At 61.8% G+C, this 6,000-nt stretch carries 8 protein-coding genes and 1 pseudogene; 7 read left to right on the forward strand and 2 right to left on the reverse strand.

The features are described 5' to 3' along the window. Positions 1-217 precede the first annotated feature (217 nt). Both HP547_RS05040 and HP547_RS05045 read right to left on the reverse strand, forming a co-directional pair. The gene (locus tag HP547_RS05040; RefSeq protein WP_172221961.1) at positions 218-859 is read right to left on the reverse strand and encodes a DUF1109 domain-containing protein; all 642 of its coding nucleotides are present in this window, start codon (positions 857-859) and stop codon (positions 218-220) included. Continuing rightward, a complete protein-coding gene (locus HP547_RS05045; protein WP_172221958.1) occupies positions 846-1,433 on the reverse strand; it encodes a sigma-70 family RNA polymerase sigma factor in 588 nt (195 codons plus the stop codon). The genes HP547_RS05040 and HP547_RS05045 overlap by 14 nt, the downstream gene beginning before the upstream one ends. Before the next feature lie 184 nt (positions 1,434-1,617). Here HP547_RS05045 and HP547_RS05050 point away from each other — a divergent pair, with 184 nt between their 5' ends. From HP547_RS05050 to HP547_RS05080, 7 genes and pseudogenes are all read left to right on the forward strand, one after another. Next, a complete protein-coding gene (locus tag HP547_RS05050; protein ID WP_172221955.1) occupies positions 1,618-1,899 on the forward strand; it encodes a DUF2282 domain-containing protein in 282 nt (93 codons plus the stop codon). 16 nt (positions 1,900-1,915) lie between these two features. Beyond that, a complete protein-coding gene (locus HP547_RS05055; protein ID WP_172285653.1) occupies positions 1,916-2,749 on the forward strand; it encodes a DUF692 domain-containing protein in 834 nt (277 codons plus the stop codon). After that, entirely contained in the window at positions 2,746-3,495 is a 750-nt protein-coding gene (locus tag HP547_RS05060) for a DNA-binding domain-containing protein (protein WP_172285654.1), read from the forward strand. The genes HP547_RS05055 and HP547_RS05060 overlap by 4 nt, the downstream gene beginning before the upstream one ends. An 11-nt stretch (positions 3,496-3,506) precedes the next feature. Continuing rightward, the gene (locus HP547_RS05065) at positions 3,507-3,974 is read left to right on the forward strand and encodes a DoxX family protein (RefSeq protein ID WP_172221946.1); all 468 of its coding nucleotides are present in this window, start codon (positions 3,507-3,509) and stop codon (positions 3,972-3,974) included. 157 nt (positions 3,975-4,131) lie between these two features. Then, positions 4,132-4,437 (forward strand): hypothetical protein, encoded by a 306-nt coding sequence (locus HP547_RS05070; protein ID WP_172285655.1) that lies wholly within the window; start codon positions 4,132-4,134, stop codon positions 4,435-4,437. 287 nt (positions 4,438-4,724) lie between these two features. Beyond that, the gene (locus HP547_RS05075; protein WP_172285656.1) at positions 4,725-5,708 is read left to right on the forward strand and encodes a DUF1852 domain-containing protein; all 984 of its coding nucleotides are present in this window, start codon (positions 4,725-4,727) and stop codon (positions 5,706-5,708) included. Positions 5,709-5,737: 29 nt separating this feature from the next. After that, positions 5,738-6,000 (forward strand): annotated as a pseudogene (locus HP547_RS05080) (methionine synthase); the annotation flags it as partial.

Here is a 6,000-nt window from a genome sequence, read left to right on the forward strand (position 1 = left end):
AGTGGACCGTATACCCAGACTCTGAAAGCGCATCGGTCAGCAACATGCGCACGGTCGGTTCATCATCCACCAGCAGGATGGTTTCTGCATGCTGGGTAACGGGACCGGCCAGAGTCATCGGGTCAAGCTCACCACCAGGCGCGTTACCCGCCTACCTGGGGAGTAGATCAGCACGGTGCAGCCCAGGCCAACTTCGGGCTCCATGCGCACCTGGCAGCTACCAACGCAGCAAGCGTGGCCCCAGCAGCGCCCCCAGCACGGTGGGCAGCGCCATGCCCAACACGTACCACACACCCCAGAACGGTACCTCCATCTCAGGGCAATGCAGGCAGTACGCCAATGTGGCAACAGCACCGGCCAACAGCCCCCCCGCTGCGCCGGCCCGGCGCAACTGGGTCGGCGCCAGGCCGCGCAAGGCCCAGAACACCGCCGCCAGCGCCGGAATGCCAAGCAAGCCAATGTTCAATGCACAGGTACGCCAGGTACGTCCCAGCATCAACTCGGCACGCGATTCGACCGGCGCACCGACCAACGCCATCGCCCCGCCCAGCCATACCAGCACGATGGGCAGGGCCAATACCACCCAGGCCGCGCCGCCGTTCACCCCCGGGCGCGCCAGGCGACTACACAGCCACAATGCCGCCGCCGCCAGGCTTGCCGGCAGCGCCAGCCTGGCCCAGAACAGCGGTAGCCGCGCCACGTCGGCAAGGTCCGCGCGCACGCCGTACACCGCCATCATCAACAGCAGCGCGCCCAGGCCGCCGGCAATCAGCGCCAGGGCAAAGCGCCGGGCCAGGGCATGCCGCGGTCCAGGCACCTCGCCCTTGGCCAGCAGGCCGATCAAATCAATGGTCTTCATTGTCTGGTTTGCCTCGTATCATTTTCGCCAACGCCTTGAGCCCACGGTGGATGCCAACCTTGACCGCCGAGCTGGACAACCCGGTCAGCCTGGCCGTCTGCTCGACACTGAGGCCTTCGAGCTTGACGTGCTGGATCGGCAGCCGCTGGCGGTCGGGCAGGCTTCGCAGCAGCAACCCCAGGTCACGGCTGGCCTCCTGTGGCTGGTCGTCCTCGCTGGCGAACAGGGCCTGCTCTTCGTCCAGCGGTTCGTGCAGTGCTTCGTGGCGGGCAAAGGCGCGCCAGTGATCGGCCAGCTTGTAGCGCGCGATGGCCTGCACCCACGCGGTCAGCGGCTGCCCGGGCAGGTAGGTATGGCGGGCATTGTGCACCGCAAGCAATACCTCTTGCAGCAGGTCTTCGACCTCATGCGGGCGCCCGGCCAGGCGCCGGCGTAAAAAGGCCCGCAAATGTACCGCCAGCGCACTCAGGAACGCCCGGTACGCCTGCTCGTCACCCTGCATGCCATGCAACAGCAATTGCTGCAGCTGCGCCTCGCGTGCGTTCAAGTGTGCCTGAGGGGTAGTTCGCGGCATGAGCGGTCCTGGTTACACCCCGTAGGAAAAATGCGACCGGTGGTGTGCTTCACAACGTTAGGAGAGCCCTTGGAAAACCTCAAAAAATATTTTTTGCCTGCTGTAACCCGAACCGCACGGATGACGAACTGATGGATGAGCCGAGGGGAACCGCCACCGGCCTTGCCACTTCTGGAGATCCACCATGAACAACTTCGCCCTTGCCGCTGCTGCCGTTGCCCTCGCCACCCTGGCCGGCACCGCCGTGGCAGCCGACACCAAGGCGCCTGCTGGCGCCGCCATGGAAAAATGCTACGGCGTGGCCATGGCCGGGAAAAACGACTGCAAAGCGGGTGCTGGCACCTCTTGCGCCGGCAGTGCCAAGCAGGACTATGACGGCATGCACTGGAAAAACGTGCCCGCTGGTACCTGTACCTCGATCAAGACGCCCAACGGCATGGGCTCGCTGACCCCGATCAAGTCCTGAGCGAAGGCCGCCGACCATGAACGCATTGCACACGCTGGGTGCCGGGCTGAGCCTCAAGGCCGAGCACTATGCACAGGCACTGGGCTGTGACACCGAACACCTGTGGTTCGAGGTGCACCCGGAAAACTACATGGTCGGCGGCCCACGGCTCGCCTGGCTGGAGCGTATCGGCGCCGGCCACCCGCTATCACTGCACGGGGTCTCGCTGTCCCTTGCAGCCGCTGCGCCCCCCGACCCACTGCACCTGCAGCGCCTGGCAGCGCTGGTGCAACGCCTGCAACCGGCACTGGTGTCGGAACACCTGGCCTGGTCAACCTGGCGCGGCCACTATCACCCCGACCTGCTGCCGTTTCCGCGCAGCAGCGAAGCCCTGCGGCGTATCACCGACAATATCCAGCGTACCCAGGATGCACTCGGCCGGCCTATCGCGGTCGAGAACCCCAGCCATTACCTGAGCCTGGAGGGCCACGACTACGCCGAAGCCGAGTTCCTTGCCGAACTGGTGCAGCACACCGGCTGTGGCTTGTTGCTGGACGTCAACAACGTGCATGTCAGCGCGCACAACCTGGGTTTCTCTGCCGAAGCCTATCTTGACCGCTTCCCTGCCGAGGCCATTGTCGAGATCCACCTGGCCGGGTACAGCCACGACGCCGACTCGGCATTACTGATCGACTCTCACGACGCCCCTGTCAGCGAAGCGGTCTGGGCCCTGTTCCAACGCCTGGTCGGGCGCATCGGCCCACGGCCGACACTGATCGAACGTGACGACCACCTGCCCGGGTTCGATAGCCTGCTGGCTGAACGCGATGTGGCCCAGGCCATTCTCAGCCTGTCACGGAGGCCGGCATGAACCGCACATTGGCGCATTTTCAGGACACCTTCATCCAGGCCCTGTACCACGGCAGCGCAACCGGCGTTGCCGCGCAACCCGGCTTCGCGGTGTACCGCAACACCGTGTTCAAGGGCTGTGTTGACGCGCTCTGCGACAACTTCCCCAGCGTCGAACGGCTGGTCGGTCGCGACTGGCTGGCCGACGTGGCTGGCCGCTGCACCCGCCAGTACCCGCCGCCTGATGCGCGGCTGATTGCCTACGGCGAAACCTTTGCCGACTACCTGGCCCCCTTCGCCTGCGCCAACGGGCTGACCTACCTGGCCGACGTCGCCCGGCTGGACTGGCTGTGGTTGCAAGCATTCTGCGCCGAGCAGGCACCCGCCCTGGACGTGGCCGAACTCGCCGGGATGACCGCCAGCGACCTTGCCCGCTGTACCTTGCAGCCGCGGCGCAGCGCACGCTGGCAGTGGTTCGCAGAGCATCCGGTGTACACCCTCTGGCACCATAACCGGCTGGCGCAGCCGTTGCCGGAGCACATCGCCTGGCATGGCGAAGGCGTGTTGCTGGTGGGCGACGTCGAGGGTGTTGGCTGGCAGGCGTTGACCGAGGGCGCCTGCGCGTTTCTGGATGCCTGTGCCAACGGGCATGACCTGGACCGGGCCTCGGCCCTGGCACTGCAGGCCGAACCCGGCCTGGACTTCAATGCGTTGCTGGGTAGCCTGCTTGGCGCCCAGGCACTCGCCCCACTGTCCCTGCCCCGTTGAAGGAGGCTGCCATGCACATTTCCCCCACCACAACCGCCAGCCCCGGCCTGCGTCAGCACTGGAACCGGCTTGCCGAATGGCTGCAAGGCTTGTTGGGCGACTCGGTACTGTGCCTGATCGCGCGGCTGGGGATTGCCTCGGTGTTCTTCCTGTCCGGGCGGACCAAGGTCGAGGGCGTGCTTACCATCACCCCGAGCACCTATGAGCTGTTTCAAAGTGAATACGCCTTGCCGCTGATTCCTTCACACCTTGCCGCGCACCTGGCCACTTATGCCGAGCACCTGTTCCCGCTGCTGCTGGTGCTGGGGTTGTTCACCCGCCTCTCGGCTCTGGCGCTGCTGGGCATGACCACGGTGATCGAGGTGTTTGTCTACCCGGATGCCTGGCCGACACACCTGACCTGGGCAGGGCTGTTGCTGCTGCTGGTGGCCAAGGGCGCCGGCCGCCTCTCACTCGATCGCTGGTTGGGTATCCGCTGAAACGCAGCGTGGCCGCTGGGTTTTCAGCCGCTAAATACCGGGCCGAAGGTCGTTAAAGCGCCTCGTCAGAAAAGCCGCAATGTTTTGCACTTCACCGGGCTTTGCGCAGGTCACAACTGAACACAGAACTTCCTGTGTTGACTTGAGGTAAGCGATCATGGCTAACAACCAAGACAAAGGCGCAAATCAAGGCGGCACCGCCAATACCGATGTCGGCAAGGCAGGCCAGCAAGGCGGCCATGGCGCCGGTGGCGACATGACTCAAAATCAGAAAGGCGGCCAGCAAGGCGGGCAGATGCCCGACGACAAGATGAACCAGGACTGGGATAAATCCAAGGAAGCCGGCCGCCAAGGTGGGCAAGCGGGCGAAAGCCACGGCAACAAGGACCAGGCATCTGATGCCGGGCGGATGGGTGGCCAGCGCGGGCAGGACGCCGGGCAAAAAAAAGACGGTGAGCGTTGATCAAGCGTGCCTGATGCCCTGGCGGCAATAGCTGCCGCCGTGCTGTAGGCCCCGGTCGATGAGCCGGGGCCATCTTCAACTGACTTACCCAACATGAACAGTACTAAAAAGCCTGTGAAATCTATTCATTACCCTTCAATGACTACCCCCGCCTAAACTACGTCTCATCATAAACACTCAAGAGACTACTGAGCGAAAGTCCCAGGGATGGAAGCTGGGAAGCGCTGGCTGAATGATCACACTATCAAACTACGCCAGCACCTCAGGCATCAGGACACCCGTTCACCATGAATAACGAACCTCGGTTTACCCTCAAGCGTATTGTTTTCGACGAACATTATCACCCCGCCGAAAATACTCGCATTACTACCAATTTTGCCAACTTGGCCAGGGGCGCCAATCGCCAGGAAAACCTGCGCAACACCCTGAAGATGATCGATAATCGCTTCAATACCCTGGCGCATTGGGACAATCCACAAGGTGATCGCTACTCTGTCGAACTTGAAATAATCTCGGTCGAAATGAACCTTGCCGCCCAACAGTGCAGCACTGCTCTGCCCCTGATAGAGATATTGAAAGCCGACATTTTCGACCGTGCAACCAACACGCGTATCGGGGGGATGGTCGGGAACAATTTCTCTTCTTACGTGCGCGATTACGACTTCAGTGTGCGCCTGCTGGAGCACAATAAAAACCGCACACATTTCAGCACCCCCGATGATTTTGGCGATTTGCATGGCAAGCTGTTCAAGTGCTTCGTCAATTCCGACACCTACAAGCAGCACTTCGACAAGCCACCCGTTATCTGCCTGAGCGTATCGAGCAGCAAGACCTATCACCGCACCGAGAACCAGCACCCGGTGCTCGGCTTTGAATACCTGCAGGATGCCTACTCCCTGACGGACGACTACTTCAACAAGATGGGTTTGAAAGTTCGCTATTTCATGCCGCCGAACAGTGCCGCGCCGCTGGCTTTCTATTTCTCCGGCGACCTGCTGGCTGATTACACCAACCTGGAGCTGATCAGCACCATCAGCACCATGGATACGTTCCAGAAAATTTACCGACCTGAAATCTACAACGCCAATTCGGCAGCCGGAAAGTGCTACCAGCCCAGCCTGCAGCACCAGGACTACTCACTCACGCGCATTGTCTATGACCGCGCAGAGCGTAGCCGCCTGGCTATCGAGCAGGGCAAATATGCCGAAGAGCAATTTGTCAAACCCTATCAAGCCACGCTAGAGCAGTGGTCTGCTCGCCACGCGCATTGATCACACTCTAAAACATCAGGTCATCTGTCATGAACACACTGCTACCCACCTCCACTGCCGGCAGCTTGCCGAAACCGTCCTGGCTTGCACAACCTGAAACACTGTGGTCACCCTGGAAATTGCAAGACCAACAACTCCGTGAAGGCAAACAGGATGCCTTGCGCCTGGCATTGCACGAACAGCAGCACGCTGGCATCGATATCGTCAGTGACGGTGAGCAAACCCGCCAGCATTTTGTAACCACGTTTATCGAGCATCTCAGCGGTGTCGATTTCGAGCAACGTGAAACCGT

The sequence above is a fragment of the Pseudomonas sp. CM27 genome (assembly GCF_013179515.1).
Lineage (GTDB): Bacteria > Pseudomonadota > Gammaproteobacteria > Pseudomonadales > Pseudomonadaceae > Aquipseudomonas.

Excerpts from the sequence above, each read along its gene's own strand:
- HP547_RS05040 (WP_172221961.1), bottom strand. The coding sequence starts at position 859 with ATGAAGACCATTGATTTGATCGGCCTGCTGGCCAAGGGCGAGGTGCCT.
- HP547_RS05045 (WP_172221958.1), bottom strand. The coding sequence starts at position 1,433 with ATGCCGCGAACTACCCCTCAGGCACACTTGAACGCACGCGAGGCGCAG.
- HP547_RS05050 (WP_172221955.1), top strand. The coding sequence starts at position 1,618 with ATGAACAACTTCGCCCTTGCCGCTGCTGCCGTTGCCCTCGCCACCCTG.
- HP547_RS05055 (WP_172285653.1), top strand. The coding sequence starts at position 1,916 with ATGAACGCATTGCACACGCTGGGTGCCGGGCTGAGCCTCAAGGCCGAG.
- HP547_RS05060 (WP_172285654.1), top strand. The coding sequence starts at position 2,746 with ATGAACCGCACATTGGCGCATTTTCAGGACACCTTCATCCAGGCCCTG.
- HP547_RS05065 (WP_172221946.1), top strand. The coding sequence starts at position 3,507 with ATGCACATTTCCCCCACCACAACCGCCAGCCCCGGCCTGCGTCAGCAC.
- HP547_RS05070 (WP_172285655.1), top strand. The coding sequence starts at position 4,132 with ATGGCTAACAACCAAGACAAAGGCGCAAATCAAGGCGGCACCGCCAAT.
- HP547_RS05075 (WP_172285656.1), top strand. The coding sequence starts at position 4,725 with ATGAATAACGAACCTCGGTTTACCCTCAAGCGTATTGTTTTCGACGAA.